The sequence below is a fragment of the Clostridium cochlearium genome (assembly GCF_900187165.1).
GTDB classification, from domain to species: Bacteria; Bacillota; Clostridia; order Clostridiales; family Clostridiaceae; genus Clostridium_G; species Clostridium_G cochlearium.
Window position 1 is genome coordinate 1,623,215 of sequence record NZ_LT906477.1, and the last position, 18,299, is coordinate 1,641,513.

The 18,299-nt window shown below is 32.5% G+C and carries 22 protein-coding genes; 3 read left to right on the forward strand and 19 right to left on the reverse strand.

The genetic code is table 11. From position 1 onward, the window contains the following. Positions 1 to 489 precede the first annotated feature (489 nt). The 18 genes from CKV72_RS08000 to CKV72_RS08080 form a co-directional block, all read right to left on the reverse strand. A complete protein-coding gene (locus tag CKV72_RS08000; RefSeq protein WP_095177976.1) occupies positions 490 to 978 on the reverse strand; it encodes an IS66 family transposase in 489 nt (162 codons plus the stop codon). A 286-nt stretch (positions 979 to 1,264) separates the two neighbouring features. Then, the gene (locus tag CKV72_RS08005) at positions 1,265 to 2,188 is read right to left on the reverse strand and encodes a bacteriophage abortive infection AbiH family protein (RefSeq protein ID WP_095177977.1); all 924 of its coding nucleotides are present in this window, start codon (positions 2,186 to 2,188) and stop codon (positions 1,265 to 1,267) included. Between the two features lie 29 nt (positions 2,189 to 2,217). Continuing rightward, positions 2,218 to 3,441: a hypothetical protein gene (locus CKV72_RS08010; protein ID WP_157726561.1), complete on the reverse strand. Its 1,224-nt coding sequence runs from the start codon at positions 3,439 to 3,441 to the stop codon at positions 2,218 to 2,220. Positions 3,442 to 3,660: 219 nt separating this feature from the next. Then, on the reverse strand, positions 3,661 to 3,852 hold the full coding sequence (locus tag CKV72_RS08015; protein WP_095177979.1) for a type II toxin-antitoxin system prevent-host-death family antitoxin: 192 nt from the start codon (positions 3,850 to 3,852) through the stop codon (positions 3,661 to 3,663). 58 nt (positions 3,853 to 3,910) lie between these two features. Next, a complete protein-coding gene (locus CKV72_RS08020) occupies positions 3,911 to 4,807 on the reverse strand; it encodes a DUF2268 domain-containing putative Zn-dependent protease (protein ID WP_095177980.1) in 897 nt (298 codons plus the stop codon). Beyond that, positions 4,791 to 5,567 (reverse strand): MerR family transcriptional regulator, encoded by a 777-nt coding sequence (locus CKV72_RS08025; RefSeq protein WP_095177981.1) that lies wholly within the window; start codon positions 5,565 to 5,567, stop codon positions 4,791 to 4,793. Before CKV72_RS08025 ends, CKV72_RS08020 begins: the two co-directional genes overlap by 17 nt. A 980-nt stretch (positions 5,568 to 6,547) precedes the next feature. After that, positions 6,548 to 7,042, reverse strand: coding sequence for a P-loop nucleotide/nucleoside kinase family protein (locus tag CKV72_RS08030; RefSeq protein WP_002337568.1), 495 nt, complete (start codon positions 7,040 to 7,042; stop codon positions 6,548 to 6,550). Between the two features lie 44 nt (positions 7,043 to 7,086). Continuing rightward, a complete protein-coding gene (locus tag CKV72_RS08035; RefSeq protein ID WP_338031746.1) occupies positions 7,087 to 7,452 on the reverse strand; it encodes a GrpB family protein in 366 nt (121 codons plus the stop codon). A 128-nt stretch (positions 7,453 to 7,580) separates the two neighbouring features. Further along, positions 7,581 to 8,075, reverse strand: a complete 495-nt coding sequence (locus CKV72_RS08040) for an HD domain-containing protein (protein ID WP_008981870.1) — start codon at positions 8,073 to 8,075, stop codon at positions 7,581 to 7,583. A 37-nt stretch (positions 8,076 to 8,112) separates the two neighbouring features. After that, the gene (locus tag CKV72_RS08045) at positions 8,113 to 8,853 is read right to left on the reverse strand and encodes a class I SAM-dependent methyltransferase (RefSeq protein WP_008766909.1); all 741 of its coding nucleotides are present in this window, start codon (positions 8,851 to 8,853) and stop codon (positions 8,113 to 8,115) included. Beyond that, positions 8,850 to 9,704, reverse strand: a complete 855-nt coding sequence (locus CKV72_RS08050; protein WP_095177982.1) for a nucleotidyltransferase domain-containing protein — start codon at positions 9,702 to 9,704, stop codon at positions 8,850 to 8,852. Before CKV72_RS08050 ends, CKV72_RS08045 begins: the two co-directional genes overlap by 4 nt. An 18-nt stretch (positions 9,705 to 9,722) precedes the next feature. Further along, the gene (gene mef(A) / locus CKV72_RS08055) at positions 9,723 to 10,937 is read right to left on the reverse strand and encodes a macrolide efflux MFS transporter Mef(A) (protein WP_095177983.1); all 1,215 of its coding nucleotides are present in this window, start codon (positions 10,935 to 10,937) and stop codon (positions 9,723 to 9,725) included. Between the two features lie 428 nt (positions 10,938 to 11,365). Continuing rightward, on the reverse strand, positions 11,366 to 12,931 hold the full coding sequence (locus tag CKV72_RS08060) for a recombinase family protein (RefSeq protein ID WP_095177984.1): 1,566 nt from the start codon (positions 12,929 to 12,931) through the stop codon (positions 11,366 to 11,368). Beyond that, the gene (locus tag CKV72_RS08065; protein ID WP_095177985.1) at positions 12,921 to 13,349 is read right to left on the reverse strand and encodes a serine integrase family protein; all 429 of its coding nucleotides are present in this window, start codon (positions 13,347 to 13,349) and stop codon (positions 12,921 to 12,923) included. The genes CKV72_RS08060 and CKV72_RS08065 overlap by 11 nt, the downstream gene beginning before the upstream one ends. A gap of 5 nt (positions 13,350 to 13,354) precedes the next feature. Then, a complete protein-coding gene (locus CKV72_RS08070) occupies positions 13,355 to 14,515 on the reverse strand; it encodes a recombinase family protein (RefSeq protein ID WP_478280058.1) in 1,161 nt (386 codons plus the stop codon). Next, positions 14,500 to 14,727 (reverse strand): recombinase family protein, encoded by a 228-nt coding sequence (locus tag CKV72_RS12635; protein WP_462020858.1) that lies wholly within the window; start codon positions 14,725 to 14,727, stop codon positions 14,500 to 14,502. Before CKV72_RS12635 ends, CKV72_RS08070 begins: the two co-directional genes overlap by 16 nt. A gap of 52 nt (positions 14,728 to 14,779) precedes the next feature. Beyond that, positions 14,780 to 15,025: an SHOCT domain-containing protein gene (locus CKV72_RS08075; protein WP_058258299.1), complete on the reverse strand. Its 246-nt coding sequence runs from the start codon at positions 15,023 to 15,025 to the stop codon at positions 14,780 to 14,782. Between the two features lie 179 nt (positions 15,026 to 15,204). Then, positions 15,205 to 15,843: a Crp/Fnr family transcriptional regulator gene (locus CKV72_RS08080; protein WP_058258300.1), complete on the reverse strand. Its 639-nt coding sequence runs from the start codon at positions 15,841 to 15,843 to the stop codon at positions 15,205 to 15,207. Between the two features lie 125 nt (positions 15,844 to 15,968). Here CKV72_RS08080 and CKV72_RS08085 point away from each other — a divergent pair, with 125 nt between their 5' ends. From CKV72_RS08085 to CKV72_RS08095, 3 genes are read left to right on the forward strand one after another with little or no spacing between them, the layout of a single operon-like run. Beyond that, positions 15,969 to 16,283, forward strand: a complete 315-nt coding sequence (locus CKV72_RS08085; protein WP_058258301.1) for a cupin domain-containing protein — start codon at positions 15,969 to 15,971, stop codon at positions 16,281 to 16,283. A 16-nt stretch (positions 16,284 to 16,299) separates the two neighbouring features. Beyond that, the gene (locus CKV72_RS08090) at positions 16,300 to 16,782 is read left to right on the forward strand and encodes a permease (protein WP_095177986.1); all 483 of its coding nucleotides are present in this window, start codon (positions 16,300 to 16,302) and stop codon (positions 16,780 to 16,782) included. Beyond that, positions 16,779 to 17,495, forward strand: a complete 717-nt coding sequence (locus tag CKV72_RS08095; protein WP_095177987.1) for a permease — start codon at positions 16,779 to 16,781, stop codon at positions 17,493 to 17,495. The genes CKV72_RS08090 and CKV72_RS08095 overlap by 4 nt, the downstream gene beginning before the upstream one ends. A gap of 87 nt (positions 17,496 to 17,582) precedes the next feature. On the opposite strand, the gene CKV72_RS08100 is transcribed toward CKV72_RS08095, so the two are convergent. Next, a complete protein-coding gene (locus CKV72_RS08100; RefSeq protein WP_095177988.1) occupies positions 17,583 to 18,290 on the reverse strand; it encodes an N-acetylmuramoyl-L-alanine amidase in 708 nt (235 codons plus the stop codon). Between the last annotated feature and the right edge of the window lie 9 nt (positions 18,291 to 18,299).

The window sequence follows — 18,299 nt, forward strand, 5'->3', positions numbered from 1 at the left end:
TATTCAATTTATCGTAAGAAAATTACGGCAAATAATTTAACAAATAGCAAACAGGAAAGAGGTTCGTTGTACTATAGGTTTTTGAATGAGTAGATTTTCTTTAATACTTATCTTTGTACGAGATAATATTATTATTAATTTTAATCAATGAATCAATTTGTAACAGATATTAATGAAACTTCTCTTACTATTAAAAAATCACCCTTCTTGCTTAATAATTATTATATATTCTATCTTATCCATATATTCACTATTATCTGCTTGATAAATTCAATATTGCCTGAAAATTCAAACATATACTGGTAATATCTTTCATTTAATACTGTTAATTAGGGAATACTAATGGGGATGAAGTAAAATAAAAAAGTGCTTACAAGAGCACTTTTTATAGTATGTATGTAAGCGTCAAAGTTTTAGCACCTTTAATAATTTCAGAAATAGTATTAAAATATCCTAGTAAGACAATCGAAAGCTTTACTAGGATTAATTTTATTTTTTATCTTTAATTTTCATATTTTCAGGAATCTTATTACTCCAAGGCATAAGATTCTCTAAGTTTTCGCTATCGGATATATCTATCCTTGATAGATTATCAAACAGATATACTAAGTACCTTTCTACAACCAAATTATTAGCCTTGGCAGTTTCAACAATACTATAAATATTGCTACTTGCAGTTGCACCTTTAGCAGTATTTGCAAAAAGGAAGTTTTTTCTGCCTATTACAAAAGGCTTAATAGCTCTTTCAGCTGCATTATTATCAACTTCTAAAGAACCATCTAATAGTACATTTTTTAATCCTGGTAAATTCTTTTTAGCATAATCAAGTGCCTTATTTGAATGAGTTTCTCTAAGCTCTTTTTCAAGCTTATAAATTTGCTCACAATAATTAAACCCTATTATTGCTCTAGAATTTTTTAGGGCTTCTTTATCTAAATCTACTATTATATTATGAAAATATCTTCTTATGTGAGCCAAGCAATATACTCTTGTAGCTCCGCTAACGGGAATAAGTATATTAGCATTGCCTACATTAATTTTTACTTCGTTATTGTATCTTTAATATATTTAAATTTATTTAAATATTCCTCCCTTGCATCAGTATATAATTTTCTATACATAAGTAAACCTCCTATTGATAATCTTTTACTTAAGTTTATCAATGAGAAGATGTGTTTTCTAGATACTTAATTTTTGACGCTTACTCTTCATCTATTAAATGTATTCATAATATTTTTATAGTCTGCCTTTATTAAGACCTGCATTAATCTTTATCAAAAAACTTTGCTGACGGTAACATTCTTATATTTTCGACTTTTACACCCACTGAAATAGCCTTATCTATAAATAAAGCTTCTTCCTCACTATCATAGTAGTAAATATTCCATATAGTATCTTTCGGTATATTTTCTAACACTTCTCTAAAATATGGTAAGTCTACATCTCCAAAAGAATGTCCTATAATAAATATTTGTTTTACCGACTTAAGGCGTTTGAAAAATCCAACATTAAAATTTAGATACGAATCTACATTTTTTAAAGTTCTTATGTAATAGTTTGCCATTGCATTATAAATGCTACTATCTTTTTCCCAAAAGTTCTCTGAAGCCTCATGCGCCTGTTCATTAGCTTTTTTTATTTTTTGTTTATTTCCATGTCCTATAACAGGTAGATACCCTACTGATTGATCCATACAACCATGTATATGTAGGACCTGACAACTATCTATTTTATATATTTTTTCTAAAAGTAATGTATAGTTGAACGAAAGAAATAAATCATCTGCAAATTCATTTATTTTTTTAGTCTTTTTTCTAACATTAATATCAATCTGTTCTACCCAACTTTTTAAATAATCATTTAATTCCTGTATGTACCCATATTGTTGTTCCCAATAATCATTTAAAGTATCCTCAATACCAACATCCCCACCTTCTAGTCCCATATCTATTGATGTAGCTACATCAACAATTTCACTTTCATTAATGTCAGAGAGATTGTTTTCAAATTCTCTCCAAAGAAGTTTCTCTACCAAATCTTGTCTACTTTCTGGAACATATCCATATGGCTCCTCCAATCTAACTAAGTAGCTCCAATCCTCTTTTTCTAAATATCTTCTAAAGTCAATGTACGATGTTGCTAATCCATGTGCTCTATCAAATCCATTTCCTACGATGAATAAATCCATTCATTCCACCCTAACTTATATTTTATATGCTATTCCTTTATTAGTATATCTTCTCCCAATTTATAAAACTCTTCTTTAATGATTTTATGATATGTTACTTGCCCACATTGTTTCATTCCAGATAAAATTTGTTTACAAGTATCCAATTTCGCCACTTGACTTAAAGTGTCCATTCTATTTAAGTCAAGTTTCTGTATATATAAAAAAATGTCATCTAGCCTTTCTGAAAAGCATCTGTTTCTTCCATATTCACGAAACGTCATTAGATAAGATAGTGTACTATCAGAAATATTTTTAGCGAGTTCTTTTCTCTTTTGTGCTTTATCTTGAATCACCCATAAGAACTCTTTTGCTGTTTTTTCTGATGATCCCTCCCATGAGCTATGCTCTTTATGGTACTTTCCCATCAAAATAACTAAGCGTGCATATTCTCTTAGTTCATCTTCCGAAATATCACCAAACACTTTTTCCATATCTATCAATACACAAAATTCTCTGTGATTCTGAATAATATTCAAAGCCTCCGTAAATTCCTTAGACCCTATTATATATTCGGCTTTAATATCATATTTTGCAACAGTAAAATATGATTCTGACCATTTGTTCCGTTTTGGAAGGATTAAAGCAATTTTTCTAAGATCTTCTCTTGAAAGATTTTTAGTGAATGTTCCTATTTTGTATTCTTCACATAGGTAAAATAATTCAGAAATTAAAGAATCAAATATAGACATTAGTTTGTCAAATTTTTCTTCTAAAATATCTATACTAATTGAAGTAATATTGTGTGTTATCATATGAGAATTTCCTTTATGATCATCTTCATACTTAAATGCATCACCATTTACATCGAAAAAGTAATCTTTCAAGTGCAAAAGTACTTTGTCATAAAATTCAACAATTCTATTATCTACCTTATAATACTTTGTTATAATCGAATCCAAAACTTCTATATCATGCGTGTATATTTTTTTCTTATCTATTTCATCAAATCTAATATTCTTTAATCTATAAATGCAAAGTATATTTTCTATAATAATCTTTAAACTTAATTCTATACTATGCCTTGCATTATATACTATTGGATAAATAAGATGATCTTCTGATTCCCCATGTTTGACTGCATTTATAAGTAGATATACAGATTTTTTATACCCTTCCCTGATTCCAAAATTATCAGTGCCTCCGTTATCTCCTACACATGCCACATAATAATCTGTATCATGATATTCAAATGGGTTATTATATCTTTCCATATCCACACCTCTAATCTCCACTTATAATACTAAAACTATTGATGCATAAATAATGGCTATCTAAAATTATATCTTAGTAGCATCAAATTCAATAAATACCCCGATAGTCTTATATAATTCTTGTAATCCTTGTTTTTAATAATCATTATGACAAAATATTAAACTAATATCAATATTTAATAGAATGCAGATACATCATTTGTTCCTTGCTTAGGTGTTTCATTTAGCCAACTCCTCAAATGCTTTTAGATGTTTACTTAAAATATTATTTGCGGCTTCTTCTACTGTAGCATCATCTGCAATAGTATCTTGCTGAAATTTACTATAGTCTATTAAAACATATCTTGGTACATTATTCTTTAATATAATTGCTGCACCATTTTCATCTACCATTCTTGCAACTTTAGTCAATTACAAAATAAAAACCACAACCAAGGAATTTATCTCCTGATTAACGGTCACAGATAGGTTATCTTGTAAACAGTTCACAATTGTATAGTATTTCCTTTGTATCAAGTAAGGTAGCTTCTCCTATTCCTACATTATTGGCTTTCATAAATGACTGTACCGCTTGATATCCCACTGCATAACCAGCAAATGATGATAAGCCAACAGGTTGATAACCCTGTTCTTTTGCAATAATGTCACCAAACATATAACTACTAACCTCAGCAAATCCTTTAACATCTAGTGAATCCTTTATTATCTCTTTTGAATATTCCAAATCCTCTTTGTCAAAAGAAGTAACCCAAGGTCCTAAAAAATCTTCACCATATAGTTCTTTTGCAAAAGACTCTGCCAACCCCTCTATAATTAAGTAATCACCAACAGTTACGTTCCCGTGATCCCAGTCAAAATATGAAAAACGTATATTATGATGAAATTCATGTGCAATTACAGCAGGGATTTTCGGGATATTATAGGAATTCGGGTAAATAGACACCTGAATAAATCCTGGGATTCCACCGAATCCACAATAACCTTTTTGTAATTCGAGTTTTTTGGGATCAGCTATATACATTCCAAATTTTAACTCATCGGCATTTATTTTCAGATTGTTATTTTGAATAAAATCAACACAATTCTTCAAAGTTTCATAGGCGGTTTGAAGAGCTTGAATTTCTTTTAAATTTTCTAACGCAATCTTTCCGGTTTCCTTATTTAATATATCAAGGTAACCAAGCATTTTTGTAGCCATTATTACATCATATCCATTAGGTTGATTTGCTTTTAATGGGACATTAATAGTATTCCACATTTTTTTAAAGGGCTTCATCATTGAATATCGATAGAAGTCTTCTCTCTCTTCTCCCATACTAAATAGTTTTTCATATTGTTTGATTGTATCTTCAATTATTATTTTCATCTCTACCACCTTTCTTCTTTTGATTTACTGAAAAAATTTCCATTGCCCTACTCATAAACTTGGCCAACCCTTCACTATATTGATCAATGTTTTGTGTAAAGCGTTCATCTTTGATATAAAGTTGACCTAATCCATAAAAGGCATCAAGAGAATAATTACCGAAATTCTCATTTAAAAAGTCATACCATTCTTTAATTGCTTTTTGTACTTCTTGCGATTTAGGAGAATAAGCGCGTAGTTGTACAAGTTTATTGAAAATCATATCCCAATTTTGATACAGATCTTCTTGTTCATCTTTAGCCATGCCTTTTAACTTCGCATTTACCTTATCAACAGATCGATTTCCCCAACGCATGCGAGCCTCTTGTTCATACTGGTTGAATCTAAAGTTAATACCCTCAAACCTCTCTTCGTGCGTAATATGAATCTCTCCTATTATGTGTTTAATCGTTTTATCAATGGTTTCAATCATTTTATCCACTCTATTTCGTTTCTCGATTAACATTTTCCGTTGTAAGATTAACGCCTCCTGTTGATTAAATGAAGGGCTATTTATAATCGTTTTAATCTCCTTCAAGGAGAAATCAAGCTCTCTAAAAAATAAAATTTGCTGTAACTTTTCAAGATCTTCTTCAGAATAAAGCCGATAACCGGAATCAGTGGTTTCTTTTGGTTTTAATAATCCAATCTGATCATAATGATGTAGTGTACGAACACTAACTCCAACCAAATCAGCTACCTCTTTTACTTTCATACTCATCTTTTTTATATACCTCCTTCAGTTGCTATTATAAAGTATTACGTAACGTGAGAGTCAACAAGTTAAATACGATAATTCAAGCTCACTGATTGTTAGTGGTAAAATAAAATTACCCACTTAAGGGAAAGAAAATTTCTCACCTATATAGAAAAATATAAGTCCTTTGTAGTTTAATATAATTAAAATACTACTAATAGGGGATTTAACAGCTAAAAGAATATTTCAAGATTTGCAAAGAGATTATAACTTTGGTGGAGCTATGATACAGTAAAACGATATGTACATAAAATTAAAGCAACTCCGCCGAAGGCTTATATGCTTTGTGCGTAAGAAAAAAAATATTGCACTTATAGGCATTCTGGCAATGATAAAACACATTTTAAAACAAAAACAGGGCTGCAAATATTGGAAAAAGAAAATGAATTATATCCACTTCATCCTAATAACGGATATAATTCATTTTCTTCTCTAAAATAATCTTCCGCTATCCTAAAATTTATAGAGTAAGAATAGCGGAAAAACCATTATTTATTATATATGCTAACCCAACAAAGTATTACTTTTGCTTAATTAATCTAACTACTGTCTCCACATGGCTTGAGAGGACAGAATGAATGTCATTTGAGTATGTTCGTTCTCGGAAACATATCCACTGCGTTTTTAGCACTATCGGTAGACGGGAACATATCCATTCATGATAAAAAATAACGTGTCTAATTGCATAATCATGATTGAGTAGAGTTGTCAAAAGAATAAACATAACGTATTTCAGTAAGTTTTTTTCCTGTAATTTCAATAATGCATTCATCGTCTTCATTGCATCGCCACTTATTCTTCCGGCTGAATCAATACTACCCCCTGCTCTGAGATGACAATAATGATATCACCTGAAGCTGGTATCCCCTTGTTGGAAGTATATCTTTCAAAAAATTTGACAAAACTTATCATCTAGTACAATTTCCATGCCTAAAACCACAATATTAATATCCCTCGACTACTATAACTTCACCTTCTTCATCAGTTGGGGGTTGAAAATGATCATAATAAGTGGAAGCTGTTTGCTCCGTCAATATGATATCATTTTGATGATTTCCGTTTCTTTTTCGAATACGTTCCATAACAACTTCCTTAGGTGTCTTTATATAATAGATTTTGGGTTCTATGTCGTATTTCTTTAATAATGAAATATATTCATTTCTCATTTCTCTAGACCAAAATGAATAATCGAGAACAATATCAATGTTTTGCATGATAAGTGAAATTAGTTTTTCATCAAGATAGGTTTTAATATCTTCTAAAACCTCCTGAGGTAAAGGATGTTCATTCAAACCTCGTTTGAATGATTCTTCATCATAAGATAGTATTGTCATCCCGGTACTTTCAAATTTTTTTGCTAGTGTTGATTTACCTGCTCCCGCAGGGCCGCACATTAAAATAACTTTACTTTTCGACAAATTATCTACTGTATTTTTCATTGATATAACCTCCTATAACAAACCAAGAAAACATGACACTCTCCTTAAGCATTATTACTATTCGCTCTTTTCATGATTTCCTGTACTATTGATGTTTTAGCATTCGCATAGTGCTGGACATGCCTCCATTTATTCTTTGCCAAGCTTCGTTTGACTTGTGCATATTTGTCCCGATCAGTATCATTAGTCCGCAACCAATCACGGAAGCGTAACATTCTATCAATCTCTGATGTGTCCAAACTGAACACATGCAGATTAATATCGGTATCCGGTCCTTTAAACAAACGATGCTCAAACCAGTCAGGTTCTCGAATCTGTAGCACATATCCGGCCGCTTCCAACACTGGAACGTAGGATGACTCATCAGCAGAATCCTTAACAACCAACCGTATTCTTTTGCAACTCATCATCCGTTGTAGGCATGGAGGTATTATTAGATATCATCTTATCGCACTCCTTTGCTGCTTATTATCTAGGGTTAAACTTAACTACTATTTTTTCTTTGCGATATAAAATACATAACTGTAATAATCTACTACTAATCTAAAATAAAGCGATTATAAGCTATCCTTTTTCCTGTGTTTGTTTTAAAGTTTTCATCTATACACTTTTTTATCTTTTCCTGTTCTTTTTCTTTATCCATAACCGTTAAATTTTCAAGCAAATCAGCTTCCCATTGTATTTGAAAATCAAGTCCATCAATTTTAGATGGAGTATGATGGTTGCCTATTATAAAGCATATTCTATCAATATTTTTGTTATAGCCTACCTTTTTTAATATTTCTTTCGCTACTTCTGGTCCTTCCTTTTCTTGATAGACACCATCAATAGAACCGTATTTTTTTTGTGCTTCAACCGCACCAATATCATGTAGTATAGCAATAATACTGATGAATTCTTTTTCTTCCTCTCCGATATTTTCTCCTTTCATTATATCTTCTGCATTTTTCAAAACTTTGAGAGTATGCTCTATGCCAAAAGGAATTTCTTTGAATACTTCTTTCATCTCTATAATAATTTTTTCTTTAAACATAAATTACCTCCATTTATACCTTATAGGTGTTTTAGTTCTATCTATCCACTTTTTTGTTCGCCGATACAATCAGCATCATGGGACGGCGCATTTCATCCTGCATCCCCGGAATATCCATCATGTTTTCCGGCGGCTGCGGCTCCACAATATGATTTATTATAAAACCATTTGAAAGCAGTGTATTTAGATATGTGGTCAGTGTTCTATGATATTTTGTAACCTTTTCTCCCAAAAACACAGCTGTCCGTTTGCCCTCATAATAATAATTATCCACCGGAAAATGCAGTATTTCTCCTTTTTCGTTATAATGCCAGTCTTGTGTTCCATAGGCAGTAAAAACAGGATGTTCAACCGTAAAAACTAGCTTACCACCAGACTTCAGTATTCTATATATCTTTTTTACTAAAATCTCATAATCTGCTACATAGTGAAACGCAAGTGAACTTAATATTACATCAAAACTCTCCTCTGGGAATTCCACATCTTCTATAGCACAGCATTTATATTCAACCTGTGGAAAATGTGTTTTTTCTTTGGCTACCTCGAGCATTTTATGAGAAATATCAACACCTACAACAGAAGACGCTCCGTGTTCCATCGCATAAATACAGTGCCATCCATAGCCGCATCCTAAATCAAGCACACGCTTATCTTTAAAATCCGGCAGCAGCTTTCTCAATGTTTCCCATTCTCCTGCACCGGCTAGTCCCTGCTGTGAGCGACTCATTTGACTGTATTTTTGAAAAAATATATTATCATCATATTTGTTTTCTTTCATCTGAATTCCCCCTCGTTTAAAAAGTTATTTATCTCCGTTGCAATTTTTTTCACTTCTTTATAAAGCTTCTCGGTCATATCGTAGCATTCAAAAAGTGAAAGACCGAGTACTTCAAAAATATGATTTACCCTTTCGGCATATTTTTTAGGTTTATATTCAAAAGTTTCAAGCAGTTTTATAGCTTTCTTTTCGTTAATGCAATAAGCATTATTGCATGAAAATAGTACTTGATTTAAGCATGAAATAATACGAAAAACATGGCCTGCAATATAATATTTATCCTCTGTTCCCGCATTTGCTTTTACAAACATTAAAGAGAACTCTGCTTCAAATAAAAAAAAGTTTATCAAGCTCTTCTTTAGAGCACCAGGGTAAATTTCCGCCTGATTTTTTAATTCGCATAAGCTTTCATTTTTAGCATATTGTATCTTGCTGATCGCCAATTCTCCACGATACATAGCACTTATATAACCATGTGGATGCCCAGTCTGATAATTGGCAGTAACACTTCCTTGCTCCGTATCTTTGATTATTTGTTCCACCCGTTTTATATCACGTAAAATCAAGTCAACATGATACCCGTTTATAACTAACCATCCGCCACCATTAATCCAATCACCCCACGCTCCGGGAGGTACAACAAGGTTATTTCTATTCTCATCATCCAATTCTGTAGCAATTTGATTAATCGCTGTCAGGTCAAATGATTCTGAATTGTAATAGATTCCTATATCTATATCAGAATCCTCTGTATGGGTACCTCTTGCACGGGAACCCCCTAATACGATGCCTTCTATATAAGGCAAAGAGGATAATTTTTCTGTCACTGATTGAATAATATTATCTATCATACGAACACACCCTTTATTTTATTTTGCATCTAATTTTCTAATCTCAGTTATCATTGGGCAAACTATTGCAATGCAAATAATTAAAATACCTGATAGTAAAAACCAATGATTTACACCGATTCTATCAGCAAAGAATCCAGAAAGAATTAACCCAATTGGCATAGCAAGAGACATGATACTTCCAGTTAAAGAAAATACACGTCCTAAATATTCAGGCTTAATTTTCTCCTGAAAAAGAGCTGTTTGCACACCGCTGTAAAACGGAACCGAAAGCCCCATTATTGCACAGCAGACTACAAATATGAAAAATCCACTTTGAGGAAGTAACCCTGAAATGGTTAAGCTTATCCCCATCATAAAAATTGATGCCATTATTAATAAGATTCGCTTTTGGTAATTCCCAAATAACCCTAATAATAGACCCCCTATCAACATACCAGAGGCATAAGCAATCTCCGTAATAGAAATATGCATCGGTGTACCATTAAAATATTCCATACTAATTAATGGATAAAGTGCATTGATTGGCATGTAAACCAGCATATATAAAGTACCTATTAGTAACAAGCCAAATAATCCTTTGTTTTCTTTCAAAATATAAAAGCCATCTTTCATCTCTTTTATAAAACTTAGGCCTAATTCTTGCTTTTCTACATCAAGCTTAGGGATTTTTATCAATACTAGTGCAATAATAGCAACTATGGCACCAAATACATCAATTGCTATAATCGCATTTAATTCCCAAATAGAATATAAAAAGGCTGCAGCAGCTGGGCTAATAATATAGCTTATAGATTGTAATGATTGGCTGTAACCAGCACATTTAGTTAACTGATCCTCTGGTACTAAAAGTGGTGTTACAGCACTTAATGCTGGGGAATGAAAAGCTGCTCCAACACTTCGTATAAAAAGCACCACCATAATCATCCATATCGGAATTTCCATATATAATGCAATAAATGCTAATACCGCACCTGCTATAGCAATAATTAAATCTGCTATTATCATAATCGTCTTTCTATTATAACGGTCAACTAAAACACCAATAGCAGGTCCTAAGACTGCATATGGTAGAAAACCAATAAGTGAAGCTATTGATAGTACCATGGCAGATCCCGTCTTTTCTGTAATATAAAAGATAATCGCCATTTGTAATATAGCACTTGTAATAAGTGAAACTGCCTGACCTGCATATATAGTAAAAAACCTTTGTTTCCAATTATATTTTTCCATTTTATCTTCTCCTACATTTCTCCAGAATAATTCTTATAATTTAATATTCGGTTCAAATTATAACTATTTTAGGCAATAAAAAATGCAGACCTAGTCCCACAATGTGACTTTGGTCTGCATATATACAATATGAGGATACACTAAATAAAGGTATAGCAAAAAGGCTATTCCTTATCGTAATCAACTCCAATATCGTACAAATAAGCACAACAAAAAGCCTATCACTGTGGATAGAATTGCTCTTTTTATTGCTGGCTTATCTTAAACGCATTGAAGCTGTCATAGTTTTGGTTCCTCCTAAATTCTTAATTATATCAACGTATATTATAGCATAAAAAATTAATATATTCAATATTAAGATCTGATAATTAATAAAACCGCCATTCCAAGGAATATATCCCCAGTTGGCGGCCTCTGTAAATCTTCTCTTATACCTCTATTTCTGCACCTGATTTAAACTCTACTGTAAGCTTATCATCAAAAACTGTTACTTTCTCAATCAGCATTCTTACCAGCCTTTCATCATATTCTTCTAGTAGGCCATCTTGCTCATTTAAGAACTTCTCCATTTCCTCCAGTTTTTGTTTAGATCCCTTTCTTTCAGCCTGTTCAGTTAAAGCCCTGTGCCTTTCTTCCCTGAGCTTATAAATCTTTCCAGCTACATCATTATAATCTTCTTTGGCATTGGCTTTTTGAAGCAGTTCTTTTTGTAACTCTAGCATCTTTTTATCTATCTCCTCTACAGCTTCATTGCTGGTTTCAAATACTACTGTTTCTATGTTCTTCTTTAGTTGAGGTAAAAAATCATTCTTCTGCCCTAGCAATATATTAATTGCCTCTACAGTCTTTTCATATAGGATATCTTCTCCCACTGTCCTGGCATTACATGATAAGCCTGTACTCTCAAGCCTGCTCACACATCTCCAGACAATTGATTTCTTTCCACTATTGTTCCAATGAACCCTGCGAAAGATTTCACCACATTCCCCACAAAAGACAATCTGTGAAAAGGCGTGGCTTGAACTAAAGTTTCTTCTTTTACCGCTTGAGCTTATATGACCCCTGCTTCGGCGGACAAGTTCTTCTTGGACTTGCATATATATTTCACGTGGTATAATTGCTTCGTGGTTATTTTCAACATAGTATTGAGGAACTATCCCGTTGTTTTTTACCCTCTTCTTTGTTAGAAAGTCTACGGTATAGGTTTTTTGTAGAAGGGCATCCCCCATATATTTTTCATTACTAAGAATTTTTCTAATAGAGCTGGTATGCCACCTTTTACCTCCTGCACCTGTAAGCACTCCATCGGCCTCTAGTCCTTTTTTAATCTTATCCATAGAAGAACCTTCAAGATATTCCCTATAAATCCTTTTAATAATTTCAGCTTCTTCTGGAACAATAACCAGCTTTTTATTCTCATCCTTTGTGTAGCCTAAGAACCTAGAGCAGTTTACCATAACTTGTCCTTGCTGGTATCTGTACTGGTATCCCAGTTTAACATTCTGACTTAAAGATTGACTTTCTTGCTGTGCCAAGGATGCCATTATAGTTATCATTATTTCACCTTTAGCATCCAGAGTATTAATATTTTCTTTCTCAAAATAAACTGCCACATTTTTATCTTTAAGCTTTCTGATGTAATGTAAGCAGTCTAGGGTGTTCCTGGCAAACCTACTGATTGACTTTGTAATGATCATGTCAATTTTTCCTGCCATACACTCATCAATCATTTTATTAAATTCTTCTCGTTTTTTAGTGTTTGTCCCGCTTATACCATCATCAGCAAAAATACCTGCAAATGCCCATTCATTATTCTTTTTAATAAATTCAGTATAGTGCTCTATTTGCACATCGTAGCTGCTGGACTGTTCTTCGCTATCTGTAGAAACTCGGCAATATGCAGCTACCCTTAGTTTAGGTATTTCATCTTTATTACCGTTATTACCAGATCGCTTCATTGCTGGAATAATAACTACATTCCTATTAGGTATCATTTGAACGCTCCTTTCTTCTTATTAAGCCATAAACATATTCAGCTTGAGCAAAAGGGTCTTCATAATCTTCATCTATAGAACCTATAGTAAAATCAAAATCTTGCTCTGGCTTTTCTTGCTCTTTACTTTCATATACTCTGCCTAGCTTCCTGGCTCTTTTTTGCCTTTCAATTTCCGCCTGTTTAAATGTTTCTTTATCAACTATGGCTGGATAAAATCCATCCCCTAGATACTTTTTGTTTCTTAGCATATTTCCTGCTGTCCCATGGTAAGCATTAATACCCGACTTCTTAGCTGCAGCACTTAAGGATAGTCCAGATAAATATTCCTTAAAAAAGGCTTGTATCCTATTAGCTTTTTCCTCATCAATAAAAGCTGCACCATTTTCTATCTTGTATCCATAAGGTGTATGTCCCATAAACCTCACATCCTTTCCCTAAGTGTAATTCCGCACTTTAAAACAAAACCTAGTTCTTCCCTCGAAAGGACCATAACCTTATCAACATGTTGGCTAAAGGCTTCATCTTCAAAATCCGTTAACATTGCCGCTCTATTTGTGTATTTTATTAGACTACTAACTTCTTGTCCTTTTGATAACTCTCCATTTAAGTCTTGGATTAGACCTTCTTTTTCTTCTATAAGGTTGCCTTCTTCCATTTGAAGTTCATTCTTTTCCTTGTTAAAAAGGGCAGGCTCTAAATATTTCTTTGCCATAAGGCTTACTAGTAAATCTTGTTGCTTTCTATTGCTTTCAATTTGTTTTTCAAGAGTCTCAATCTTTGAAAGGTTGCCTGATTTGCTCATTATTTTAAGTTTATTAAGGAGAGGTTTTAAAATAAAATCTTTGCCAAAGATTAACTTATTCATCATGGTTATAAAAGCATTCTTTATATCCTCATCCCTGATAAAGAGCATGGAACATTCCTCTTTATGCGTCAGATGTGTATTGCAAGTCCAAGCCACATATTTGATTTTGCCTGTAGAATGGATTCTTCTTTTAAAGGTCCCTCCGCATTCGGAGCAAATTATCTTACTTGAGAAGCTGTATCTGTTTTGATATTTTGAATTCCTTTTTTCAATTCCCTTTTCCCTTGCTCTTTGTTCCAAGATTAAAGCAGCCTTTTCAAAATCCTCTCGGCTTATAATTGCCTCGTGATGATCTTGAATAAGGTACTTATTTTTCTCTCCATAGTTGGTACGTCTATTAAAACTACTATCTGTGTATGTTTTCTGCAAAAGAGCGTCACCTACATATTTTTCATTTACTAAAATTCCACGAATAGTAGTCCCTGACCATTTGCCTCCTCTTTTAGAAGGAATGTTTCTATTATTAAGTGCATTGGCTATTTTCCCAGTTCCCTTACCAGCTAAAGCTTGACTGAAAATGTACCTTACTATTTCAGCCTGTTCTTTATTTACTACCATTTGGCCATCTATATTTTCATATCCGTATGGTGGATAAGAAATCTTAAATGTTCCATTTTGAAATCGTTTCTGGACTGCCCATTTATTGTTTTCTGAAATAGATGTTGACTCACTCTCCGCTAGGCTACTTAAGATAGAAAGCATTAGTTCACTTTCCATGGACTGGGTGTTAATATTTTCTTTTTCAAAATATATAAATACTCCCATTCAGGATTAGCTTTTATATGTTTTTCATAATGAGTTGTCTGTGCTTTTAGGCTTTCAAGTTGTTCATCACTATCTGTAGATACTCTACAATAAGCAGCAACCCTTAATTTGGGATTAGCAAACAGATCTGGTCTATTTGCTTCAATTTTTGTTATCTTTCTCATTGTCTCACCCCCTCTTTGGTAGGTCACATGTTACCGTTAAAATCCTTATATATCAACGATTTAAGGGCATTATCTTCACTAAAATAGGTGAGAAAGTTTCACGATTTAATTCATTAATTTTGTTAAATTCCACCTTGTCTATTAGCCCCTTATTAAACATTTTTTTCAGGATTCTTTCAGCCTGTGAATAGTTAAATTCTCCTTGCAGCTGATCATCAGATATTCTTGTAGATAAATTTTCCTCTTCTAAAATTGCATTGGATATTTTACTTGTCTTTTTATTTTCTATTTCTTTCATATGGCATTACCTCCTACTTAATAGCCACAGGAAGGGCTATAAGTTGAGGTTTGAGAAAACATATCTAAAAAAAGGCATAAAAAAATGCCTGCAGGAGTTTTCCCACAGGCTTTTATACGTTAATCATATTTTATAAAGGCATTAATCACTAGTAAAGGGTGGAGAATATTAGATGTTTACTAAATCAGTAAAGTAATTATTCTGTTATTAATTTCAATCAGTCCTTCATCCTTCATGTTTTTTAATTCACGAAATAAAGAAGGCCTTTGAACACCAAGATGGTCTGCAAGTTGTTTTTTACTTATGGGAAGATAGATTGTTTTAGAATTTTGAATATTGGCTTGAGCAGACAGGTAGTTTGTGAGATTTTCTCTTAAAGATTTTTGGGTGTATATTGCAATTTTTCTATTAAGACCTTGTGAGTTAGAAGATAAAATTTTTATAAACTCTATTGCAAAAAGCTGATCTTTCAACAATGTGTCTACAGCAGATTTGGGGATATATATCAGACTAGTTTCCTCTATACTATAAATATTTAAAGGATATTTGTTATTATCACCAAACAAAAGATTAGCCCCTACTACACCACCACTAGTAAATTCAAATACAGTTGTTTCTGAACCATGACTAGTTAAAGAGTAAGCAACAAGCTTGCCTGATAGAATTACATCTATTCCAGAACAAACTTCGTTTTGGTCATGAACAGTTTTACCCTTATTATAAATTCTATTTTGAAGATTATAGGTTCCAATTACATTTTTTAAAAGCAAAGTATCCACATTTCTAAAGAGTGATATATTCTTTAATATATTAATCATACATAAGTTCCCCTTTTTATTTTAATTATAACAAAAAGAAACATAGGTGTCTATTGTATTTAGTTTTATGATGGTAAGATTGAAATATAAAATTTAATTTTAAAATAATAAAGGAGAGATTTAGAATGATAGAAAAAACATTTAATTTATCAAAAGGCAATGAAAAAGCAGTAGAAAAAGTTATATTCGATGAAAATATACATTATCTACACATGGTTTTTAATGAGAATGAAGGTTTACCAGAGCATTATTCAAACTCCAATGTCTATATGACTGTTATAAGAGGAGTTCTATCTATAGCTTTAGATGAACAAGAAGCTCATGAATACAGCTACAATACCTTATTAAAGATTCCAGAGGGGACAAAAATGAATGTAAAAAATCTTCATAAAGAAACACTAGAAATCATTGTTGTAAAAGCACCAGCACCAAAAGCTTAAAAGGAGGGCGATAAAAGTGGATATATTTACAATTATTTTATGGTTAATTACTCTTGTTTTTCTTTTCATATCCTTTAAAAAGGATGGTGCTAAAACGAAAAAGGCTTTAAAAATGGCACTTAATATGGGAAAAGGTATGGCCATAAGCATTTTTTCTATTATTTTAGCAATAGGTCTAATCCTAACATTTTTACCCCCTACAGAAATTGCAAGCTTTGTAAGCAAGCAGTCTCTTTTTCTGGCAACTGTTGGTTCGGCTTTACTTGGAACAATTACCCTCATTCCAGCATTTATAGCCTTTCCTTTGATAGGAACTTTAGTAGATGCAGGAGTAGGTACTGTCCCTTCAGTAGCTTTCTTGACTACTCTTACCATGGTTGGACTTGTTACATTTCCACTGGAAAAAAAGGAGTTTGGTACTAAATTCACCTTAGTTCGTAACGGCTTTAGCTTTGTTTTTGCAATAGTTATTGCACTTGTAATGGGGGTAATTATATGAACATAATTAAAAAAGCAAAAGATAATTTATTTTTTATACTAGTTCTTCTTGTATACCTTTTAATAAGTATTTTTAGGCCAACAATGGCCTTTGAGTCAGTCAAAAATAGTGCTTATTATATAAAAGAAATGTTAATAATAATGCCTGTAATTTTTGTTTTAACAGCCCTTTTAGATTTATGGGTTCCTAAGGATAAGATAATGCAACTTTTAGGAAAGGAAGCAAAGGGAAAAGGGTTAGTCTTATCATTTATAATTGGTAGCATTTCAGCAGGTCCTATTTATGCTGCCTTCCCAATGTCAATAATGCTTCATAAAAAAGGAGCTTCTATAAGAAATATTGTAGTTATTTTAAGCTCTTGGGCTGTAATTAAGATACCAATGCTTTTAAACGAGGCAAAATTCCTAGGTCCTAAGTTTATGATCATACGTTGGGTTCTAACTGTTTTAGCTATAATCATATTTTCTTGGATTGCTGATAAAATAATAAAAGATGAAGATATTCCGAATAAGGAAGAAGTAAAAGTTGGTATAGAAATTAATAAAAAGGCTTGTATTGGATGTAGCTTATGTGTTAAAACTTACCCTGAAGTATTTAAAATCGATGGGAAAAAAGCTTTTGTTAAGGATTATGATGAAGATACAGTAAATAAGGAAAAACTTAATGAAGCAGTAAAGGTTTGCCCAGTTAAGGCAATTGAAAGTGATTTATAGATTCATCAAATTAAAACCATGAATAAAGACCATGCCTAGATTTTAATCTAGACAGCATGGCCTTTATCATTGTGTAGTAAATAAATATTAATCATATTTTATAAAGGCATCAGTGAAGCCAGCTTTTTTAGCTTTTGCTAGTTGAGTTTCAGCATTAGCTTTAATGGAATAGGCCCCTATTTGGACTCTATAGAGTTTCTTTGTAGCAGGGGTACTAGTAGCAGGCTTACTTTCCTCAACTAATAGTTTCTTTACATCTGCCCTAAAGGTATCCATGGACTTACCATGCTTCGGAAACCAATTACTAGGATCACCATGATTACTTGCAATACCAAGTTTATATCCTTCATAGTGGCCAATGATATTCTTTTCAGTAAGCTTATATAACTTACAAAGATGCACACATAGCTCCACAGCTTTTTTATAAACCTTATTGAAATAAGAAGCATCATTTAGGTTGTCCTCGCAGATTTCAAAGCCAATGTGGGTATCATTTGCCTTGCCACCAGCATGCCAGCCTCTATGATTCCAAGGCAGAGTTTGATAAGTTGCAATGGAACCATCAGCAAGTTTTCCAATAAAACCATGGACACAAACCTGCCTTCCATCTGGACGTGGCTGATTCCAGTGGTTATTATATTGGTTCCTTCCTAAAAGACCATCATCTGGACCAACATATCTTTTAAGATTTGGGTTATTTGCACCAGTGGAGTGAACCATAATTCCTTTTGGAGTGATTGTTTTTCCAGCCTTATAGCAGTCATTGTTTACAAAGATTAATTTTCTTAAATTCATTACTCATTT